This is a genomic window from Arthrobacter echini, assembly GCF_004803505.1.
Classification (GTDB): Bacteria; Actinomycetota; Actinomycetes; order Actinomycetales; family Micrococcaceae; genus Arthrobacter_D; species Arthrobacter_D echini.
Map to the genome: position 1 here is coordinate 1 of NZ_SSWH01000019.1, position 19,203 is coordinate 19,203.

The 19,203-nt window shown below is 63.8% G+C and carries 21 protein-coding genes; 5 read left to right on the forward strand and 16 right to left on the reverse strand.

Annotated elements, in window-relative coordinates; all coding sequences use genetic code 11:
• Positions 1 to 72: 72 nt before the first annotated feature.
• The 4 genes from E8P82_RS14235 to E8P82_RS14250 form a co-directional block, all read right to left on the reverse strand.
• Positions 73 to 1,206, reverse strand: a complete 1,134-nt coding sequence (locus E8P82_RS14235) for an IS110 family RNA-guided transposase (RefSeq protein ID WP_246021450.1) — start codon at positions 1,204 to 1,206, stop codon at positions 73 to 75.
• 437 nt (positions 1,207 to 1,643) lie between these two features.
• Positions 1,644 to 2,192 carry a Pycsar system effector family protein gene (locus tag E8P82_RS14240; RefSeq protein ID WP_136455715.1) on the reverse strand — a complete coding sequence of 183 codons (549 nt, stop codon included), beginning with the start codon at positions 2,190 to 2,192 and terminating at the stop codon, positions 1,644 to 1,646.
• The gene (locus E8P82_RS15210; RefSeq protein WP_136455716.1) at positions 2,173 to 2,787 is read right to left on the reverse strand and encodes a type II CBASS E2 protein; all 615 of its coding nucleotides are present in this window, start codon (positions 2,785 to 2,787) and stop codon (positions 2,173 to 2,175) included. The genes E8P82_RS14240 and E8P82_RS15210 overlap by 20 nt, the downstream gene beginning before the upstream one ends.
• Positions 2,788 to 2,798: 11 nt before the next feature.
• Positions 2,799 to 3,431, reverse strand: a complete 633-nt coding sequence (locus tag E8P82_RS14250; protein WP_246021444.1) for an adenylate/guanylate cyclase domain-containing protein — start codon at positions 3,429 to 3,431, stop codon at positions 2,799 to 2,801.
• Between the two features lie 302 nt (positions 3,432 to 3,733).
• On the opposite strand from E8P82_RS14250, the gene E8P82_RS14255 reads away from it, so the two are divergent.
• The 4 genes from E8P82_RS14255 (at position 3,734) to E8P82_RS15525 (ending at position 6,593) form a co-directional block, all read left to right on the forward strand.
• Entirely contained in the window at positions 3,734 to 4,033 is a 300-nt protein-coding gene (locus E8P82_RS14255) for a type II toxin-antitoxin system RelE/ParE family toxin (protein WP_136455718.1), read from the forward strand.
• A gap of 13 nt (positions 4,034 to 4,046) precedes the next feature.
• Positions 4,047 to 5,120, forward strand: a complete 1,074-nt coding sequence (locus tag E8P82_RS14260; RefSeq protein ID WP_136455719.1) for a HigA family addiction module antitoxin — start codon at positions 4,047 to 4,049, stop codon at positions 5,118 to 5,120.
• 210 nt (positions 5,121 to 5,330) lie between these two features.
• Positions 5,331 to 6,014 (forward strand): hypothetical protein, encoded by a 684-nt coding sequence (locus E8P82_RS14265; protein WP_136455720.1) that lies wholly within the window; start codon positions 5,331 to 5,333, stop codon positions 6,012 to 6,014.
• Between the two features lie 495 nt (positions 6,015 to 6,509).
• Positions 6,510 to 6,593 (forward strand): Lsr2 family DNA-binding protein, encoded by an 84-nt coding sequence (locus E8P82_RS15525; protein ID WP_425456044.1) that lies wholly within the window; start codon positions 6,510 to 6,512, stop codon positions 6,591 to 6,593.
• Positions 6,594 to 6,643: 50 nt separating this feature from the next.
• Here the strand turns inward: E8P82_RS15525 and E8P82_RS14275 are convergent, their stop codons facing one another.
• Positions 6,644 to 7,090 (reverse strand): helicase associated domain-containing protein, encoded by a 447-nt coding sequence (locus E8P82_RS14275; RefSeq protein ID WP_168796581.1) that lies wholly within the window; start codon positions 7,088 to 7,090, stop codon positions 6,644 to 6,646.
• 429 nt (positions 7,091 to 7,519) lie between these two features.
• Here E8P82_RS14275 and E8P82_RS14280 point away from each other — a divergent pair, with 429 nt between their 5' ends.
• Positions 7,520 to 7,939, forward strand: coding sequence for a GNAT family N-acetyltransferase (locus E8P82_RS14280; RefSeq protein ID WP_136455722.1), 420 nt, complete (start codon positions 7,520 to 7,522; stop codon positions 7,937 to 7,939).
• 219 nt (positions 7,940 to 8,158) lie between these two features.
• On the opposite strand, the gene E8P82_RS14285 is transcribed toward E8P82_RS14280, so the two are convergent.
• The 11 genes from E8P82_RS14285 to E8P82_RS15215 form a co-directional block, all read right to left on the reverse strand.
• Positions 8,159 to 9,640, reverse strand: coding sequence for a gamma-aminobutyraldehyde dehydrogenase (locus tag E8P82_RS14285; RefSeq protein WP_136455723.1), 1,482 nt, complete (start codon positions 9,638 to 9,640; stop codon positions 8,159 to 8,161).
• A gap of 29 nt (positions 9,641 to 9,669) precedes the next feature.
• Positions 9,670 to 11,064, reverse strand: a complete 1,395-nt coding sequence (locus tag E8P82_RS14290) for an NAD(P)/FAD-dependent oxidoreductase (RefSeq protein ID WP_136455724.1) — start codon at positions 11,062 to 11,064, stop codon at positions 9,670 to 9,672.
• Positions 11,065 to 11,088: 24 nt separating this feature from the next.
• Positions 11,089 to 11,949, reverse strand: coding sequence for an ABC transporter permease (locus E8P82_RS14295; protein WP_136455725.1), 861 nt, complete (start codon positions 11,947 to 11,949; stop codon positions 11,089 to 11,091).
• A complete protein-coding gene (locus tag E8P82_RS14300) occupies positions 11,942 to 12,949 on the reverse strand; it encodes an ABC transporter permease (protein WP_136455726.1) in 1,008 nt (335 codons plus the stop codon). Before E8P82_RS14300 ends, E8P82_RS14295 begins: the two co-directional genes overlap by 8 nt.
• A complete protein-coding gene (locus E8P82_RS14305) occupies positions 12,946 to 13,746 on the reverse strand; it encodes a polyamine ABC transporter substrate-binding protein (RefSeq protein ID WP_246021445.1) in 801 nt (266 codons plus the stop codon). The genes E8P82_RS14300 and E8P82_RS14305 overlap by 4 nt, the downstream gene beginning before the upstream one ends.
• Positions 13,747 to 14,121, reverse strand: coding sequence for a type 2 periplasmic-binding domain-containing protein (locus tag E8P82_RS15365; protein ID WP_246021446.1), 375 nt, complete (start codon positions 14,119 to 14,121; stop codon positions 13,747 to 13,749). It abuts the gene before it with no gap.
• The gene (locus E8P82_RS14310) at positions 14,111 to 15,250 is read right to left on the reverse strand and encodes an ABC transporter ATP-binding protein (protein WP_136455727.1); all 1,140 of its coding nucleotides are present in this window, start codon (positions 15,248 to 15,250) and stop codon (positions 14,111 to 14,113) included. The genes E8P82_RS15365 and E8P82_RS14310 overlap by 11 nt, the downstream gene beginning before the upstream one ends.
• Positions 15,247 to 16,911, reverse strand: coding sequence for an amidohydrolase (locus E8P82_RS14315; RefSeq protein ID WP_136455728.1), 1,665 nt, complete (start codon positions 16,909 to 16,911; stop codon positions 15,247 to 15,249). Before E8P82_RS14315 ends, E8P82_RS14310 begins: the two co-directional genes overlap by 4 nt.
• Before the next feature lie 103 nt (positions 16,912 to 17,014).
• A complete protein-coding gene (locus E8P82_RS14320) occupies positions 17,015 to 17,647 on the reverse strand; it encodes a TetR/AcrR family transcriptional regulator (protein ID WP_168796582.1) in 633 nt (210 codons plus the stop codon).
• A gap of 264 nt (positions 17,648 to 17,911) precedes the next feature.
• Positions 17,912 to 18,403, reverse strand: coding sequence for a M48 family metalloprotease (locus tag E8P82_RS14325; protein WP_136455730.1), 492 nt, complete (start codon positions 18,401 to 18,403; stop codon positions 17,912 to 17,914).
• 495 nt (positions 18,404 to 18,898) lie between these two features.
• The coding region (locus tag E8P82_RS15215; protein WP_211096889.1) for a hypothetical protein at positions 18,899 to 19,203 on the reverse strand (305 nt) is incomplete at its 5' end.

Sequence of the window (19,203 nt, forward strand, 5' to 3'; positions counted from 1 at the left end):
GATGCCCTCTCACCGAGCTGAATGTGAACCTTCGACAGTCCCATTCTCCCCGGTCAGACGGGCATTTCGTCTTTAATGACGTACTGTCACGCTGACGCTCATCGGTGGATCAAGGCTTAGGTGGCGCCCGGGCAGGTCCTCCACGACGGGGTTCATGAGAGCGGCGTAGACCTCGTTGGCAATGTGCCGTTTCAGGCAGCGAATGATGTCGCGATCGGTCAGCCCTTCGCTGCGACGTCGCGCGAAGTAGGCCACGGTGCGGGGCTCGCGGTGCCGCATGCGCAGCAGAACGATGCGGTGCAGGGCGTTGTTCGCGTAACGGTTCCCGCCTCGTGACAGGCGGTGGCGAACACGCTGCCCGGAGGACGCCGGGATTGGTGCTACCCCGGCCAGCGCAGCGAAGGCGGCTTTGGACGCGAGGCGTTCGGGGTTGTCGCCGGCCGCGGACAGCAGCACGGCGGCAGTCACGACCCCGACACCGTTGAGGGACAGCAGCCGCGGGTTGACCGAGCGCACCAGGGCCTCGAGTTGGTCATCGATCGCGGCGATCTCAGCGCTCATCGCCGAGTGCCTGATCGCGAGGCGCTTCAGGCTCACGCGGGCCACGTGCGCCGGGTCCAAGCCACTCGTGCCGGGACGACTGCGAGTGAGGGTGTCGATGAGCTTGTCGCCGCTCAGTGAGCGATAGGCCGTGCGTACCGGCTCGGCGGAGGTCACCAGGAGCGCTTGGATCTGGTTGATCGCCTGCGTCTTGGCCTTGATTGCTGAGCGTCGCTCGCTCATCAGGATCCGCAGCGACTCGACCTGTCCATCGCCGCTCTTGGGGACGGTGGTGCCTGTGCCGGCGAGCACGGACATCGCGGCCTGGCGGGCGTCGATGGGGTCGGACTTGCCGTGCAGGCGGCGGGCTTGCCGGTTCTGGCGGACGACTTCCAGGACCCCGAACCCAGCGGCTGTGAGGATCCGCGCGACCCCGGCCCCGTAGGAGCCGGTGCCTTCGACGCCGACTCGATCGATGGGACCGTGTGCTTGGAGGAAGCGCACCAGGTCGGCATGGCCGACCTCGGTCGTGTCGAACTGGCGTTCAGCGACACCGCGGCCCAGATGGTCCACGACGGCTACGTGATGGGTGAACTTGTGGGTGTCGATCCCGGCGACCAACAGCACCTGGGCAGGTCTGTTGGCGGCGGTCGCAACGGCTGGCATGCTCGACAAGGACGGTTCCCTTCCAACGGTGAATGACGTCACCGCAGGCCGGTCGGGGCAGACAGCACAAAGGCGAGCGACTTCCCGGTCAGGCTCCTATCAAGTCATGTTCCGCCCGGCCTGCGGAAACTCCGGCGTCGATGGACAGATCCACTAGAAGACAACCCGCACGGGTGTCGGTGTAACAGCGAGTCACACCGGCGCCGGAGCCGGATCCATCATCTCTGTGTAGCTCGGTGTCCTTCTGGTTGGTGAGTTAGGCGCTGAGGGCAAGGGTTGGTTCGTTCACCTCGGCTCCGTCGGTGTCGTCGACGAGGGTAAGTCGGCTATGCCTCACAAATACTGTCGCTGGAACCTGTCCTGAGCTCCGGTGCCGCCTCTCCTTCACTCGACAGGGTACCGAACTAACTCGCAACGTAGCGTCCGCCCGGAGGGAGTTAGCCAGCCGTGCTGATCAAGGCGGTGATGATGCAGGCAGGCGTGGCGAGAATCAGGGCAGCGAAGCCTGTTGTCGCTTTCCTGCATGCTGTGAACTTGCTGTCGGCCATTTTGGCTAGATCGTGTGTTTGACGCCATGCGTCCTCGTCGCCGGTGATCGTTCGGACGTGGTGCTGGAGGTCGAGAAGAGGGAGCCTAGACATGGCAGGCCACGCGTAGCGGTTTGGGTCGAGTGTGCCGGTTTCCCTGCTTGGCCGAATTGCGCGGATGATCCAAAAAAGAGTCCAGAGGAGGGCTGCGACGGACACGGCTGCAAGTGTTATTACGGTGATGCCTTGTGGGGTGGTGCCGGCTCCAGCGATGACTGTTTTCGTGTGGCTCACTGCCATGACGAGGATTGCTGCGACTCCGGCGCTCAGGATTGTTGCTTTGGTGTCTGCAAATCGAACCCAATTCGCAACATGTTCCATTGCGATGACTGCGCCACCAGGCTCTGCCTGCTCCGACCCGATGGCCTTCGTGTCTGCTTTAGCTCTCAGCCAGGACATGGCGCACCCCTTCAACCGGCCAACGTCGGGACATGCGCCATTCGGTGTACGCGGAAAGCCAGTGGGCCGCCCAGGCTGTGGCGGTTACCGCTGTGTGCTTTTGGGCGTCCCAATCGCTCTGGTCCGCTACACAAAGGTTCCCGTTGAGGTAGAGGTGAGGTGAGGCGGTCCACCGGCCGGAGGAGTACGCCCCGAGGCGAGGACCGAACACACGGATGCTCGGAAGGCCGCCGTCCCGCCGGAGAAAGACTCCAACCTTGAAGCTGCCGCGTCCTGTGTTGATTGTTCCAAACCAAGCCGGTGCCTGATCTTCGGTTGGACGGACATATGCGAACCCAGGGAACGCCACAGCCATAGCGTCCTTGTGAATCAGCAGCGCATCTTTGTCATCCCACCAATTGCTGTCTTGCCTTACCGAGAGGCGTTCCACACCGCCGTGAAACGTGTGGGGAGCGACCGCAGTAATGAGCGCATGAACGGGATGGGTCGCCCCGGTCACGGACGTCCTGACACCGTCGAAGACGATTTGCCCGTCAACGGTTACGTAGCGCGGTACATCCACGCCATGGTGCTTGAGCAAAGCTGGGATAGTCATGGGTTTCTCCTCTAGCTGATTGCGATGTCGGCGGTTGATCGTCCTCCGAGCTGTTCCAGCGCTGACTGAAGGTAGGGCAGGGAGGCTCGCCATCGATAGTCATAGAAGTGGTAGGACCTACGCTCGTAGTCGCGCTGATACTGCTTGGGCGAGTCAGCGTGCTCCGTGTAGATGTTCTGGTCAGGCAGGAGACCCGCTATGCCTTCGCCAATCACTACTTCCCAGGAGTCGGCCTTCTTCTCACACTTGGCGGCGAAGTTGGCAGCAAATCCCAGCGGGTTGACCTCACTGTGCTGATCATTGCCACTGCGGATGAAGGTGATGGCACCGTGGTCGAGGCCGGCGCGGGCCTGTACACGGCGAATGCCCCTCTGTACGAGCCGTGGGTTAACTTCCCTTTCGACAGCATCGAGCGCGAACGCGCAGGCACCCAAGGCCATCACGGCGTCGATATCCGGGCGCGTCCCTGGACCGAAGCCAGCGAAGAGACCGTCGCCGCGCAGTCCGAGGGGGTAGCCCCCGAATGCGATGACGGTCTCGATAAACCCTGAAAGGACTGCGTGGGCTAGATCGGCCACTTCGGTCGGGTCGTCCCAGAAGCTCCGACCGGTGAAGTCGGTGAGGTCGAGGAAGACCACGGTCATAGTTGCCGCCTTGCGGCTTCCTACGGGCAGAGCATCGAAGTCCGGGTGAGTAAGTGCCCGATCCTTGGCTTCGCTCGCGAAGAGGGTGCCCTCCCGTCGGGCTGCGAAATTGCGTAGGACGGTATCGCCGAACTGGCCTGCTGTGAACGTATGCATAGTGCCTCCTCTGGCTTGCCGTATAGATGTTACACGCATACACTGATTCATACCAAGCATGAAGATCAGTTACCGACTCAGGCAGGCACTCAAGATGTACTACTCTCAGTGAGACATCAGCTTGTAGGTGATGAGGTAGGTGAGGGTTGCGCGTTGACATCAGAGACGACGTCCTTCGTCGTCTCGCGGAGGACCCTGACTTCACACCTAAACGTTGGAACCCTGACATCATTCGAGCCTTCCGGAAGAAGCTTCAACTGCTGGAAGCCGCTCAGGACGACCGCGACATACGTTCGTCGAAAGCACTCCGCCTTGAAAAGCTTTCCGGTGATCGTGATGGAACATCATCGATCCGACTCAACGATCAGTACCGACTGATTCTTCGTTTCGAAACCGACGATTCCGGTCGCATCGTCATCATCCTCGAACTAGTCGATTACCACTGAAAGGAGCCGCATCATGACAATCACCCGCGCTGAAGCCTTCCCGGCCGGGGAGTTCCTCGCAGATGAGCTTGATGCGCGTGGCTGGACGCAGGCAGAATTTGCCGAGGTTCTCGGCCGGCCGCCACAGTTCGTCTCCGAAATTATCTCTGGTAAAAAAGAGATCACCCGTGAGTCAGCCGCGCAAATTGGCGCGGCGCTGGGCACATCCGCTGAGATGTGGCTGAACCTTCAGAACGCTTTTTATCTTTGGCGTCAGCGTCAAGACAGCCGAGCTCAGAACTCGCTAGATGAAGTGCGCACCCGCGCGCGCATGAGAGAACTTGCACCCATCTCCACGCTTGTAAAGCGGGGTTTTATCACCTCCTGTTCACTGAGCGATCAAGCCGAGCAACTACGCCTGCTCTACAGAATGGAGTCGCTAGAGGATGAACCAAGCCTCCAGCTAGCAGCGCGCAGGGTAAATCAGGACGAAAAACTTTCGCCGACCCAACTGGCATGGGTCGCATGCGTGCAATCTCTTGCTGAGAAACGGACAAGCGTGGACTACTCGCACACACGCCTCCTTGATCTAGCAACTCGGCTTTCCCAAGAAGCGAAAGACCCAGAGACTTTCAAAACGCTTCCAGCCCTATTCTCCGAATGCGGAGTCATCCTCGTCTACGTTGAAGCCTTTGCATCAAGTAAAATCGACGGGTGCTCACTCATGGTCAACGAGAAACCGGTGATCGGGCTCTCCGGCCGCGGGAAGCGTCTTGATAAAGTCCTATTCACTCTGCTGCACGAGATCGCTCACATCACGCGCGGGGACCTAGACGGTTCCGGTCTCATCGTCGATGACCCGGACGGACCTCACACACTCGGTATCGAGGAAGCCGCTAATCACCTAGCGCGAACCTGGATCCTCCCAGCCTCGCTACCACCCATCCCGGCAAGAATTGGCGGTAAGTGGGTCACCGCAGTTGCTCAGCAAATGAATGTCAACCCGATAGTCATCATTGGTCAACTTCAGCACCTCCATGCGTTGGACTGGCGCACCGCACTCGTGAAAGGTGCACCAACCGTCGATCGGCAGTTGTCTTCGTGGTGATCCCCGCGAATCCCAAGCCGCGAGTGCCTAGTGTGCGTCATAAGGAAAGCTCGCCGAACCATCATAACCGTAATATGCGCCGCTATTAGTGTTTGACCAAAGCAGACAAAAGCGTTAAACAAACCTTCATTATCCCCGTGATCTTTGAAACCGCAGAGCTCTGCAACTAATGTGAGGATAGTAGTTATCCCAGATGTTAGGAATGTGCAGATGCGTCCGGACGACAAACTGTCGGAAATGTTACGGGCTGCGTACCTCCCCTGCGGAAATTTCGGCGCATGCCGCGAAGCGCAGTGGGCCCCAGAATCAGGGCACATACCGCGCGGTTTCCTGGGCGCATCGGGCACACTCGACGACGTTGAAGTCGTGATGGTCTTCGCGGAACCTGGACACCCCCACCCCGGGGAGGCCTATGACCGCAAAGACAGCCCGGACACCTTGCTCGAGAACGCGATGGACCATGCGTACGAGGCCTTCGCGATGGGAACCGATCTGTTCCACCGAAATGTCCGCTGGTTCCTGGACCAGCTCTACCCCAACCTCAGCTTCAATGAGCAGCTCCGGTATGTCTGGCTCACCGAGGGCCGCCTGTGTTCCATCGACAACGAGATCGGTAGCCAAAGAGACCACAGATGCGCACAACGCTACCTGCGGGCCCAACTCGAGATCCTCCCGAACGCGACAATCGTCGCTTTCGGCGGGAAGGCACACGACTATGTCCGCCGCCTAGAAGTCGAGCATGTAAAGGCGTACGCATTAGCACCTCCCGGGGCCAACCACAGGCCAGCACGACCGAGCTGGGAACGGGCGATCGGACACATCAAATCCCAGCGAGTACACATGAAGCACTCTGGGCACGATGGAGACTCACGTTCTGTGGCTCCTACCAGTTGATTGCGGTCGGTTCAGTCAGCATCGAACGCCTGCTCAAAAACTTCGTAGCCGGGACGTCGCCGAGGTACACGTGGAGGCATTCGGTGTTGTACCAGTGAACCTGCCCAAACAGCGAGTAATAGCCGCTCATTCTTGGGTGTTGCGTGGTGTGCGCCGCATATGTTCGGCGCGATAGAGTACAAATAATGAGGACCCAGTAATACCCAACAACGATTTCAGGAGTGACAGAGAATATGGCACAGCGCGTACAGATCGAATTGGTCGATGACCTCACCGGTGACGCGGCCCAGGAGACCGTCCGTTCGGTGTCGATGGCACCGAGTACGAGATCGACCTGACGACCAATAACGCGGACAAGCTCCGTGCCACCCTCACCGAGTACGCGAACAAAGGCCGCAAGGCCACCGGCCGGCGCGGGCAGGGCAGCAAATCCCCCGCCTCCTCCGGGTCAGCATCAGATAAAGCCAGGCGCGAGGAGACGCAGCGGATCCGCCAATGGCCCGAGACAACGGACACACCACCAGCTCGAGGGGCCGGGTCTCCCAATCCGTCGTCGACGCCTACAACGAAGTCCACTAACACTCCCCCACGGTTAGCAGCAGGAACCTGCCGCCCAGCTGGCTCACTCCTCAACGCTCCACAGACCGCACTCTTCCCAGAACCACCTCATTCCAACCAGGCACTACCTCCTCAAGGCGCTGGAACCTGTCCGGGCGCAGCCGTCCCTTTCGGTGCCAGGTGCGTTGCCGGCCGAGCCACACAGCCAGGACCTTCTCCTCCGGGTACCGCGCCTTCTCGTGACGGGGAAACCGGCCCCTCTCGGCCAGGAACTGCCATAGCTCGTCCAGGCGCCGCGCCCACAACTCCTCCGGGTTGCCTTTGCGGGTACCGACCCACTCCCCCACCCTGTCCAAGGCGACGATCTTCTCGGCGGTGAGTTTGCCTGCATCGAAGGTCCTGCGCTGATTCTCGAGCCACCGGTACAGCACCCGAGCCACGGTGCTGTCGTTCTGCGCCGGCAACCCACCCTGGGCACCAACATAGGTGACAAGCTCGGTGTAGTGCTCCCACCACACCTGATCCCGGCTCCGTCCCTCCCGCCTCCGGTCAGAGGGTAAGGCCGGCTGATCTTGGTCGAACCAGCAACGAGCGAACCGACCAAGATTCTGGGTCCCGTGCGCTCGCTCGCCTGCTATTCGGTTTGAAACCTCGAATACGGTGGAGGAAACGCGTAGGGAGAACGCGATGCAGAGCGAGCACTCCGCCAAGGTCTTCGGCGATAAAGAAGACCCGCGTAAGCGGTTGGACAGCATTTTCGGTAACGCTGATCCTACGAGGACATCTCTGCGGACCGCCGAGGAGTGGGCGCTCGGGAAGCTCAGCGACCACGCTATCGACCCTGCTCGCCATCCAGTTGCTGCAGTCGCGTGCCTGCGTAAAGCAGAACCCCGGCTGACCCTGAGGACCGCCACATTCCTCGTGAACGCTCTCCCTCAAACAGCGACATGACGATGGACTACTTCTTCTCCGCAGATGCCGAAAAGCTGGACAGGCCCCGAATCCACCAGTGGTTGAGTGAACAGTCGTACTGGGCAAAGGGACGATCCCGCGAGAAGCAGGATGCAGCAATCGAAGGCTCGCGGAACTACGGGGTCTACGACAGCAGGACAGATCAGCAGGTCGCCTACGCCCGCGTCGTGACTGATGGCGTGACCTTCGCGTGGCTCTGCGATGTGTTCGTCTCGGCCCAGGTACGCGGTCTGGGCATCGGGAAGATGCTCACCGCCGGCGTCGTCGAGGACCTGGAACCGTTGGAGCTGAAGCGCATTCTGCTCTCCACCGGTGACGCCCACGAGTTGTACCGGCAGTACGGGTTCGCCGAATTGGACGAGCCCCCCACGATGATGGCTCGCATGCTGCGCTGAACCGGCGGATCTACGCAGGTGGCAGCGGAAGCCGGGACCATCCCCCTGACATCGTTACGACCGGAGCGCGTCGCTGGCTCGATGGCACCATGACTGTCGCACGGACCGTGCCGATCAACACCCGGTCGGACTCGGAGAGTTCGCGGACCAGGAGGGTGCACAGGTGCCGACCGCGGCCTCGACCTCGGGGCCAGCTCGAGATCCGCGACACGAGCGCAGCTAACGAACCCGGAAGACGGTGTCCTGCCATTCCTTGTGGGCCGCCGCGTCGCGGCTGATCGATACGTGCTTGATGTTCGTGTACTCCTCCAGCGAGTAGATCGACATGTCGTTGCCGAAACCTGAGGCCTTATATCCGCCGTGCGGGAGTTCGGAGACCACGGGGATGTGGTCGTTGATCCAGACGCAGCCTGCCTGGATCTCCGCGCTGGCGCGCATGGAACGGTTCACGTCCCGGGTCCAGGCCGATGCCGCCAGCCCGTAGACGGTGTCGTTGGCGAGATCGATGCCCTCGTCGTCGGTGTCGAAGGGCAGCGCCACGAGCACCGGTCCGAAGATCTCGTCCTGCACCACCTCCGAGTCCTGCTGCACATCGGTGACGAGCGTGGGTCGGTAGAAGGCGCCCTCCGCGAGGTCGCCGTCGGGCGCGTACCCTCCTGCCAGCACCGAGGCTCCGGCCGCACGCGCCCGGTCGACGAAACCCGCCACCCTGTCCCGGTGTTCGTGCGTGATCAGGGACCCCAGATCGGTGTCGGGGTCGGTGGGATCGCCCACGACGACGGCGTCCATCAGTTCCGCGACCCGCGCGGTGAACGCGTCGAACAACGGGCGCTGCACATAGGCACGCGTGGCCGCCGTACAGTCCTGGCCGCCGTTGATGATCGCCCCAGCCACGGCACCGTGCGCGGCAGCCTCCACGTCCGCGTCGTCGAAGACCACCAGTGGTGCCTTGCCTCCCAGTTCGAGGTGGACCCGTTTTCCCGACTGCGCAGCACGTGCCATGATGTGCCGGCCGACGGCGGTGGAACCGGTGAAGGAGACCATGGCGACGTCCTGGTGGCTCACCAGGTGCTCGCCGATCTCGCGCCCGCGGCCTGTGACGATATTGATGACTCCAGGCGGGATACCGGCCGCGCCGGCCGCTTCCGCGAAGAGCAGGGAGGTACCCGGAGTATTCTCCGCCGGCTTGAGGACGATCGTGTTCCCCCCAGCAATCGCGGGCAGGATCTTCCAGGCCGCCATCTGCAGCGGATAGTTCCAAGGCGCGATCGACCCGATGACGCCGACCGCCTCGCGGCGCACCATCGAGGTCCCCCCGGTGCCGTACTCACCTGCCGCCAACCCACCAAGCTGACGTGCAGCGCCGGCGAAGAAGTAGATGTTGTCGATCGTCCCCGGTACATCGAACCCGCTTGCCAGACGGATGCTCTTGCCCGTCTGCTCGGTCTCGAGCGCCGCGAACTCGGCAGCCCGGCGCTCGACCTCGGCCGCGAAGGCCAGCATCGCCGTCGAGCGTTCGCCAGGGGTACGGGAGGACCACCCCGGCAGGGCCGCCCTGGCAGCGGCGACGGCGTCGTCGACATCCCCGGTGGTGGCGTAGAACCGCGTTCCGGTGACCCTGCCGGTCGCCGGATCGATGCACTTCGCCTCCGCGCCGCGGCCGCGCCGGTAGGCGCCGTCGATGAACAGGTGGTTCTCCATGATTTCCTCCTCCAGCCTGAACTGTTCCGTCACGAATCGAAGCCGACTCCGACGGCGTCGAGCAGCTTCAGCAGGGGCCCCCTCCTGCCTTCGTTCTGGTCGGACTTGATCATGGCGCGGGTGGTCACCTTGATGCCTGCCCAGGCGATGGGTTCCGGCGGGAAGGGCAGCGGTGTCTTCTTGACCATCTGCAGCTCGGTGCGTTCGGTCGAGGCGCCGGAGAGCAGGTCCAGCATGACGTTTCCGGCGAAGCGTGTTGCCCCGACGCCCAGCCCCGTGAACCCCGCTGTGTAGACGACCCGGCCGGAGTAGGCGGTGGTGAAGAAGGGGAAGAAGCGCGAGCAGGTGTCGACGGCACCTCCCCACTTGTGCGTGAACCGCACCGTCCCCAGCTGCGGGAAGGTCTCATGGAACTGCCGGGCCAGCGTCTCGAAGGTTTCAGGGCGCTGGTCGTACTCGCGCTGGAGGGTCCGGCCGTAGTGGTACACAGCATCCCAGCCGCCCCAGAGGATCCGGTTGTCCGCCGTCAGCCGGTAGTAGTGGAAGCGGTTCGCGAGGTCAGCCATACCGAATCTTTCCGACCAGCCGATGGACTCGAGCTGTGCATCGCTCAACGGCTCGGTCATCAGTGCGTAGTCGTAGACCGGGACGGTGTGCCAGCGCATGCGCCGCAGCAATGACGGGAAAGCGTTGGTGCCCAGTGCCACCTGGCTGGCGGTGACGTCTCCCCCGTCCGTGCGCAGCACCATGTGCCCGTTCCGCTGCGACAGCGAGCGGACCGGGGTGTGTTCGTGGATCTCGACGCCGAGGTCGCGGGCCACGCGTGCGAGTTCCCAGACGAGCTTCGCCGGATGGAGCATCGCGGTGGAGCGCTTGGTCCACAGCCCGGCCTTGAACGTGGGCGAAACGATGTGCTCGGCCAGTTCCGCGGCATCCATGAAGTACGCGTCGGCGTCGGGATCGTGTCCGGCCGCCAGCTCGGGGATCTGGTAGTCCTCCGTCGCCACATTCATCTCACCGGTGCGTTCGAACTCGCAGTCGAGTCCGTACCGTTCTACAGCCTCCTGGATCTCGTCCAGGTTCTGCAGGCCCATACGGGTCAGGAGCTCGTTCTCCTCGGGAAGATGCTTCTCCCCGTTGGCCTCTCCATGGGTCAGGCTGAAGTCGCAGAAGCCACCGTTGCGTCCGGAGGCCGACCATCCGAGGCGCTGGCCCTCCAACAGCATCACGCGCCTGTCAGGTTCGCGCTCCTTGGCCAGCAGGGCGGTCCAGAGCCCCGTGTACCCGCCGCCGACGATGACCAGATCGGTGGTCGAGGATCCCGACAGGGGAGGTAGGGCTTCAGGTCGGTTCGGATCATCGAGCCAGAACGGTGTGGTGGATGCACTGGCGAGGGAGGACGTCGGATCTGTGGAGTCTTGCATGGTGTGTGTCCTTTGCGGCCGGCTCTAGGAGCCGGCCATCGTCTTGACGATCTGGGAGGAGGAATTGCCCGAGCGCTTGAGCACCAGTCCCACCAGCGCCAGGGCCAGCAGGGTCAGGACCAGCATCGCGGTGGAGATGGCCGCCACTTCGGGTCGGAGGGCCACGCGGACGGCGGAGAAGATGTACACCGGCCAGGGCGTGTAGCCCGGCTGCTGGACGAAGCTGGAGAGGATGGTGTTGTCGAGGCTGAGGGTGAAGGCCATCAGGGCGCCGGCGAAGATCCCGGGCCCGGCCAACGGCAGGGTGACATCGCGGAAACTTCGCCACTTGGTCGCGCCAAGGTCCTCCGCGGCCTCCTCGAGCGAACTGTCGATACCGGCCATGCGGGCCCTGATGATGAAGGTGACGATGGCCGTGGAGAACGCGGTATGCGCGATGACCAGGCGGAAGAGCCCGTTGTTGAAGGGAGTAAGACCGGCGTCGACACCGAGCGTGACGAACCAGGGCAGCATCGCGATGCCGTCCACCACTTCCGGGGTCACCAGGGTCAGTGCCAGGAGCGCCGTGAGGAGCACGGGCCACTTCGCTCCCTTGGTGGCGCGAGCCAGGGCGATGCCTCCGAAGGTGCCGAGCACGGTCGCCAACAGCGCCGTGCCGGTGGCGGCCTTCAACGACGTCATGACCGAGGCGATGATGACATCGTTCTGCAGTCCGGAGACGTAGGCCTGCACGCCGAGTTCATCGAAGGACGCCAGCAGCCGGCCGTTGTTGAACGAGTAGAGGACGATCACCGCGATGGGCAGGAAGAGGAAGACGAAGACCACTGCTCCCCACACCCATAGTGCGGTGTCGGTCAGCGAACGACGGCGGATGCGCTCAGGCATGTGGACCTCCTGTTGTGGTTCCGGAGACAGCAGGTTCGGCCTGCCGGACGCCGCTGCCCTCGGGCAGATCCGCGGCGGTTCCGGCGTCGGGCCCGGCGTGCTGCCCGGTTGGCAGTTCGACCCGGCCCACGTACTTGATGACCGCCTTCACGACCAGCGCCAGCAGGGCGGTGATGACCACGACCGCGAGGGTGAAGAGCATCAGGACCACCGCCATCGCCGAACCGAGCGCCCAGTTCTGCGCGTTCTGGAACTGGTTCGCCACCAGCTGGCCGATCATGGTCCCGTTGGCACCGCCGAGCACGGAGGCGGTGATGTAGTCACCGGTCAGGGGGATGAACACCAGGAGGCATCCGCTGATCACTCCGGGGGTCGCCAGCGGGAGGGTCACCTGGAAGAACGTGCGCCACTTGCCCGCCCCCAGGTCGGCGCTGGCCTCGCGCAGCTGGACGCCTGCGGAGTCCATGGCCACGAACAAGGGCAGGATCATCAGCGGCAGGTAGTTGTAGATGACGCCGATCTGGACTGCGGCACGCGAATAGAGGATGTCCAGCGGTGAGCCGAGCAGTCCGATGCCCTGTAACGCCTCGGAGACGAAGCCGTCGGGAGAGAGGATGATCTGCCAGCCCAGCGTACGCACCAGGAAGTTCGTCCAGAACGGCACCAGGACCAGTGCCAGCAGCAGCCCCCTGCGACCCGGTGGCACCTTCACGGCGAGCCAGTAGGCGAACGGCACCGCGATGACGAGGCACGCGAGGGTGCCGACGATCGAGATGCGGAGTGTGGCCGTGAAGACCGACAGGAACGTCGGGCTCACAACCTCGCGGTAGCGGCCGAGGGAGAGCTGCTCCATCGAGTGCGTGGTGAACTGGTCGGGCTTGAACCCGAAGCTGTACCACATGACCAGTGCCACGGGCAGGGCGAAGAAGAACAGCATGTAGGCCCATGTGGGGAAGGAGAGCGCACTGTCCCCGAGGAATTTCCGGAACCTCGATGTCATGCTCCGCTCCTTGCCTGAGCACTGGAGAAGATCTCCACGCGCCGCTGCTGGGCTTCATTCATCTCCGAGGGAGTGAGCCGGTCGAGGACATCCTGCGCGGGGAAGATCAGCTCCGGCAGCTCCACGCCCTCCTCCTCCGCCCGCTCTTCGAGGCCCTTGGTCCCCACCGGGTATCCGATGTAGTCCATCTGTTCGAAGGCGACCTCGGGAGAGAGCATGTGGTTGATCAGTGCGTGGGCGGCGTCGGGGTGCGGCGCACCGGTCGCGATCGCCCAGTTGTCCATCCACAGGTTCGCGGACGGTGTCGGGTAGACGAACTTCCATTGCTCCGGATCGTCCATCTCGAGCATGCCCTGCCGCGCGTCCCCGTTGTAGGACTGCAGGAGTGCGAGGCCTCCCTGGACCATCCCCGTCGACGCCGCACCGAAGTAGGCGCGCACGTGCGGAGCAAGATTGTCCAGCAGCACCTGCTCGCAGGCGTCGAGCTTCTCCTCGTCCGTGGTGTTCAGGTCCTCACCGGCCGCCCCGAGCGCGATCGAGCAGACCTCCCACGGATCCTCCAGCAGCGCGGTCCGGCCCGAGGCCTCCCCCATGGCCGCGTCCAGGAAGTCCTGCCAGGACGCCATGGGCCGGGTGATCGTGTACGTGTCGTACACGTACCCGGTGGTCCCCCAGGCCTTGCAGATGGTGTATATGTTTCCCGGGTCCCAGACCTGATCGGTGAAGTTCGGGTCCATGTTGCTGAAATTGGGAATGAGATCCTTCTGCAGGGGCTGCAGCAGGCCGTGTTCGGCCATCTACGGGATCATCAACCCGGTCGGGACGACGACGTCGTAGCCGGAGGTTCCGCGGGTGGCGGCGAGCTTGGAGATCAGCTCCTCGTTCGAGCCGAAGGAGTCGACCTGCACGGTTGCTCCCGTAGCCGCCGTGAACGAGGAGATGCTCTCCGGCGGATCGTAGTCACCCCACGAGTACAGGTTGACGTTGTTCTCGATCTTGCCGTCCGGGGCCGGCGAACTGGCCATGGCGCGATCGCCGCCGCACCCTGCGAGTCCCAGCAGTCCGACGACGGCGGTGCCGGCGAACAGGCTGCGGCGCGAGAGCTCGCGGCTCAGAATGGTGGGGGCGAGCAGCCGGATGTCCGGTGTGCCCGTTGCCTTCCTAGGCTTCATCGCAGTACACCGCCACATCTACGCCGTCCCATTCGATGAGCACGTCCTCGTCCGTGGGCAGGGGCACGGCGTCCGAGCGGGGGACCCGGGAGAGGATCTCCGTGTCCTCACCGATCAGCAGTACGTACTGCACCACGTCTCCGAGGAAGGAGACCCCGGCGATCCGACCGAGCACGGCATTCGGGGCCGAGGGCACGCCGGCGGCGACGCGGAGCCGCAGTGTCTCCGGCCGTATGGCAACCCGCACGGTGTCCCCGACCGAAGGCACCGGCCGGCCCGCTGCACCGGGATCACCAGCCGCATTCGGCTCGGGCAGGATCGTGGTGTTGTTCACCGAGCGCAACCGGAGCGCGCCGCCGTCGTCGGACACCACGACCGCTTCGACGAAGTTCTGCTTGCCGATGAATCCGGCCACGAAGCTGTTGGCCGGACGCGTGTACACCTCCTCCGCGCTGCCGATCTGCTGGATACAGCCGTCATACATGACCACGATCCGGTCGCTCATGGCGAGCGCCTCCTCCTGGTCGTGCGTGACGAAGATGAACGTGATACCCAGCCGCTTCTGCAGCAGCTTGAGCTCTACCTGCATCTCCTCGCGCAGCTTGCGATCCAGCGCGGACATCGGTTCGTCCAGCAGGAGGACCTTGGGTCGATTGACCAGCGCACGGGCCAGGGCAACACGCTGCTGCTGGCCTCCGGAGAGCTGTCCGGGGCTGCGGTCCGCGAACTCCCGCATCCGCACCATGGTCAGGGCCTCGTCCACCCGCTGGCCGATCTCCTTCTTCGGAGTGCGCGACTGCTTGAGGCCGTAGGCCACGTTCTCGGCGACCGTCATGTGCGGGAAGAGTGCATACGCCTGGAACACGGTGTTCACCGGTCTCTTGTGCGCGGGCATCCTGGTCAGGTCCGTCGATCCGAGCTCGATGACACCGGCCGTGGGCTCCTCGAACCCGGCGATCATCCGCAGCAGCGTGGTCTTTCCGCAGCCCGAGGGGCCGAGCAGGCACAGGAACTCGCCCGCACGGATGTCCAGGTCGAGGTCCTTGATGGCCGCGACACCGCCGAACTCCTTGTGCAGACTGCGAATCGAGAGTTCCCCGGCTATGGCTGGCGAGAGAGTGGCGCTCATGCTTCTCCTTCGGTTCGGTTGCGGGCATTGTGAACGATTGCTCCGGCCACCACGGTCAGGCGGTTGGAGAGACGGTGAAGATCGGATTCAGGGACGGCGAACGGATCGCGGTCGGCCAGCGCGAGATCGGCGGGTCCGCCGATCTCGATCCGCCCGCCTGCTGCGGACCGGTTCAGGCGGGCGGAACCGGAGGTGTAGGCGCGCAGCGCGTCCAGCAGCCCTATGGCCTCACTGGGGTTCAATGGCTCCCGCAGTTCCTCCGCGCCTCCCTCCGTCCGGTTGACCGCCGTGTGGATCGCCTGCCACGGATCGGGGGTGGAGACCGACCAGTCCGATCCCATCGCCAACCGTGCTCCGGCGTCGAGCAGGGACCGGAACGGGTACTGCCAGCCGGCGCGCTCCTCCCCGAGGACAGGCACCGTCAGGTCCCGCATGGAGTCGTCGTTGCACGCCCACAGAGCCTGCAGATTCGCTGTCACATCGAGGTCAGCGAAGCGCGGCACGTCCCTGGGATCCACGACCTGCAGGTGCGCGATGTGGTGACGTCCGTCGCGTCCCGGGTTGGCGCCGCGCATCGCCGCGAAGGCATCCAGTCCCTGGCTGACCGCCCGGTCCCCGATCGCGTGCAGGTGGATGTCGAATCCCGCCGCATCGATCGCCGTGAACGCTGCCGCCAGGAAATCCGCTTCGAAGTAGTTCAGTCCGGAGCCGGCACCGGGACAGCCGCATGAGTGGTACGGCTCGGCCATCGCTGCCGTTCGACTCTCGACGACGCCGTCGAGCATGAACTTCACCGCCGTGGCCCGGAACCTGGTGCCGGACGAGGCGTGCCGGCGTCGTTCCCGGAGGATCCGCACCTGTTCCGGGATGTCCTGCACCTCGCGCGGCCACCACAGGGCCCCGACGACGTCGGAGTGCAGTTCCCCGGCGGCGTCGGCCGCGCAGTAGGCGGCGTACGGGTCGGCGTGGCCGGAGTACTGGCCGATGATCGCGTCCTGCCAGCCGGTGATACCGAAGGTGTTGAGGTAGCGCTGGCCCTCGAGCAGTCCGTGGCGCAATTGCTCCTGGGTCTCCTCTGGGATCAGGCAGCTGACCAGGTCCATGGCGCCCTCGTGGAGCGTGCCCGTGGGGTTGCCGGAGGCGTCGCGTTCGATCCGGCCACCGGGTGGGTCAGGGGTGTCGGCCGTGATGCCCGCCAGTTCGAGGGCGTGCGAATTCACCCACGCGCTGTGGTGGTCACGGTTCACCAGAAAGGCGCCGCGGTCCGGGATGAGCTCGTCCAGCTCCACGGCTGTGGGAGTTCCGCCCGGGAAGTCGGACATGGTCCAGCCTCCGCCGGAGATCCAACCGTCGGCAACGTCCGTGCGGGCGGCGTACGAGCTGATGGCGTCCCGGCATTCCGTCGCATCTCCTGCTTCGCTCAGGTCACAGCCGAGCTGTTCCAGGCCCCCGAAGACGGCATGGACGTGGGCGTCAGTGAACCCCGGGGTGAGCAGACCGCCCCCGGCATCGATGATCTCGGCGTGCAGGCTGGCCGCTGCGAGCATGTCCAAGCCCGTCCCAAGGGCGACAACGCTGCCGCCGGAGACCGCCACGGCGTCAGCAGCGATGAGCTGATGCCCATCGAAGATCCGGGCGTTGTGGATCAGCAGGTCGGCCACAGTGCCCCGCTGAGCTGTCCAGAACTGTGGTAGAGCTCACATAGCATGCGGCTCACACTAGGCTGCAGATCATGCTTAGTCAACGATGTTGACTATCTGCGTGCTACCTCTTGGCCTCGGCGTCCGGAGCGGCACGTCGGGCTACCGACTCGAGCAGCAGGTCCACTGCCAGCTCGTACGTGGGGTCTTCCTCGATGGTGGCCAGCATCGGTGCCGCTTTCGCGATGAATGGGAATCGTTCGGCGTCGAGCGCCGCGTACTCATTGCTCCACGCCGCGGTGTCCTTGGCCTGTTCCTCGCTGGGAAGGATCCGGAAGGCGGCGTCGAGCCCTGCGAAGGCCAGGTTCAGGTCGTCGATCACGCGGTAGAGCCGCGCTGCCTCCTCCGGATCGAAGCCTCCTCGGGACAGGGCTGCGAGGATCTCCTCCACGATGCGGATCTCGCCGGGACGGCGGGTCACGCGTGTGACGCCGAGGACCGCTGCATGGGGGTGGGAGAGATAGGCGCGGCGGCCCCGGTGCATGAGGTCGCGGATGGTCTCCAGCCAGTCGACGTCGGGTTCGAAGCCCTCCAGCGCCGAGACCATGAGGCTGTCGGTGACCGCGAGGATGAGCTCGTCCTTGTTGCGGAAGTGCCGGTACAGGGCGGTCGGGTCGACGCTGAGGGCAGCTCCCAGCTTGCGGAAGCTCAAGCCTTTGACCCCGTCGCGTTCGAGGGCATCCAGGGAAGCAGCCACGATCAATTCGGGCGATAGCGAGTTGCGGGGAGCCCTCATATGCCCACCCTATGTGAGGGCCCGTTGCTGGGCGTGGGCCGATCCCGGCCGGGAACCACGGCTCCCAGCAAGTACTTGTGGCATGTCCTGCGTGGCTCGCTTCCCGTCCCTCAGCCGCACCTCGCACGGATCAGCGAGATAGCCGAGCTCTACTGCGTCGAGCGTCGTCCCTACGGCGTTCGCCGGCCCACCGTCGGTACATAAACCACCAGCCGGGCGACGTCGTCAGCGAACGCCTCGCTTGAGCTGTCGATGGGTAAGTTCTGTACGTATGGCATCGAGCCTCGTGGCCCGGTGCGGGTGAGTTCGTGCCAGAAGACGCCAGCGTCGGCCCGCGCTGGACAGCTCATCCTCGGGCTTGTCGTCGTCCCATGCTGCAAAGAGGCTTTCCGCGCCCTCTGGGTGCCCGTGGTGGCGGGCGGCGAACAGATCGGCTCGTATTTCCTCGGCCCGGCTGTCCGCGAAGTAACCGAAGAATCCTCTTACCGTGATGATTGCGCCGAGACCCGAGGTGACGTAACCGGCGGCCGGGCTGGTGTTGAAGCTCTCTGCGGTCGCGCCCATGATGATCCCACCGAGCAGCAGGATCACTCCGAGGCCGATCCCCAGAACGTACAGCCAGACTCGTCGCGTCCACCAGCTGTTGTTCGCACTGTGCCAGAACTCATGTGCGAACAAGAACTCGAGCGCCGGACGGCAAATCAAGCACAGCAGCATCGGTGACCTTGATCGTCGGAACACCGCGGAGAGTCGTGGATTTGGCGTTCGCCGCCGGCGAGCCGGGCCCCAGGGTCGGGACAAGGAGCACGGCCGGCTCTGGTAGGGCCGCCGCAGTACTCACCCTTGCCACATGGGCGCGGGCGACCCGCTGCAGGTCCTCTTCTCCCCTGCTGCTCTGCTCGTTGTCCGTCGTCGTCATCGTCATCGTGCTGCCATACTACTCAGTGCCCTGTACAAGGTGCTGCTCTCGATGACGACCCGTCGAGCGACGACGGCCTTGTGTGGAAGTTGAACCTATTCTGCGGTGTCTCGGCACCTGCGGCCGGCTGACGTCAACCACCAGACAGGAGGATCGTCATCAGTCTCCCCTCCGGTCACGTCCTGACCGATGAGTCCAAGGTTCTCCAGTTTCAGCAGAATCGAGGTCAGACCATCTCGTATGGTGGTGCCAAAACCGGATAGAACGTGCAGATCTTCTCCGACGAGCATAGTTTAGAGTTGCTCCGTCGATTCCGGAAACATCGCCAGCAGGTCCAACAGCTCGCGCTCCACCGAAGACAGTGATTGGAATACAACATCGGGCTTTTGTGGCTCATCGCAATGCAGGGTGTAGGCGGGGTGGGCGCGTCGGTTTTGGGGTAGGGGTCGAGGTCCTCCGATGATGGAAGTTCTCACACTGCCCATCTGGAAGACCTCGACGTGTCCCACGCTACCTTTGCTGCCCCTGACCTGACCACGTTTTGCCGGCTCGATGAGCTCGGCTTGAGAGCTGTCGGTCAGGAAGTGACGCTCGACGA